The organism is Pseudomonas sp. P4_C3, assembly GCF_056402075.1.
The window spans coordinates 1-1,489 of the sequence record NZ_JBFUIC010000594.1; the positions used below are offsets into that span (position 1 = coordinate 1).

At 54.9% G+C, this 1,489-nt stretch carries 1 protein-coding gene and 1 pseudogene; one reads left to right on the forward strand and one right to left on the reverse strand.

Annotation, left to right across the window (positions count from 1 at the left end; translation table 11 throughout):
• Positions 1-238, forward strand: a pseudogene (locus tag AC1DVH_RS30985) (IS4 family transposase); the annotation flags it as partial.
• A gap of 166 nt (positions 239-404) precedes the next feature.
• Here the strand turns inward: AC1DVH_RS30985 and AC1DVH_RS30990 are convergent.
• On the reverse strand, positions 405-1,489 hold a 1,085-nt coding region (locus AC1DVH_RS30990; protein WP_477757000.1), incomplete at its 5' end, for an MFS transporter.

Below are 1,489 nucleotides of genomic sequence, written 5' to 3' on the forward strand. Positions count from 1 at the left end.
GTTTGGCCGAGCGCCCAGCGACATCCGCTTCAAACCGGCCTGCCAGTACATCGCCGTCCAACTGATCGTGATGGCAGCGGCCAATCCGGTTTCAGCCACAGGGAGGCGATTGGCAGAGTTAAGGGCAGGTGTTGGGGGAATGTTTCTGGATCACCGCCCAAGGCCTTCGAGGCCAAGGACGGTGAAAATTTCAAAAACCCGGTTTCCGGTGGACCGTAAGGCTGCTCCGCTTAAGTGAACAGCATTACGCCACTGAGCGGGCTTTTTGCTGCCTGCTACGCTTTTCGTCACACAAAGGAGGTGTCAGCAAGTTGAACAAGGTGCGCTCGCCATTGCCACTGCGCAAAACCGGTTATCCAGCGTGAATCGAATCATGGTCTGGAGGCTAAGCCAGTCCCGCGGAACTAGCTTGTGCGTTCCTGAGTTGAATACCTGACGCGACGCTCGCTCAACATCAACGTCGCTATGGCAACCAGCACAGGTACAAAGGCGAGCGCACAGATAACGGTCCAACCGTATCGATTCAATATACCTCCCGATGCAAACGAGCCGAGTACCATGGCGCCAAAGACAATGAAATCATTGAGCGCCTGGACACTGTTTCTTTCGCTTGTTTTATGGCACTGAAGGACGAGCGCAGAGGCGCCGACAAAACCGAAATTCCAGCCAATCCCTAGAAGCACCAAACATAAATAAAAGTGGTAGGACTGCACGCCGGCAAGCCCGACAGCAACAGACGCGCCGGTTAACATCAACCCCATCAACACAACGCGGTTTGCCCCAAAACGGTGGATCAGCTTTCCAGTGAAAAAACTGGGTGCGTACATTGCAATTACGTGCCACTGCAATGCCAGATTCGATGATTCCAGTGAAAGATCCTCATGCTTCATTGCCAGTGGGGCCGAAGTCATCAGGAAATTCATCAAGGTGTAAATAATGACACCACAGAGCATGGCGTTGATGAGTCGAGGCTGCCGAACAATCACCGCAAGCGGGCGACCTGGAGTACGAACAGCCGCCTCATGGCGTGGCAAATCGACACCTAGCAGCACCGCCGCCGAAACCACTGCCATTAATGCGGCTGCAACGTAAGTAGCGATAAACAGGTGTGACTCCCATAGGTCCATCGTATAGGTGACCGTCTGTGGACCTAGTACACCCGCCACCAGCCCGGCAGCCATGACGATTGAAAGCGCCCAGGGCTGCCTGTTTTCTGGAACGCATTCTGCGGCGGCGAAACGAAACGTCAGCACCACAGCGGCATAAGCGCCACCAAACAGCATCGCAGCACAGAAGATGAAAAAGGAGGACCAATAAATGCCAATCGCAGCCAGCACTCCCATCAGGATGCCGCACAACGCTCCCAGCATAAACACGGGACTGCGCCCATAGCGCTGCGCAATGGCACCGGCAGGTAGCGTGCAGCTCGCCATGCCCACGACAAAAATGGAGATAGGCAGCGTCGCCAATGCTTTATCCGGTGCAAGCA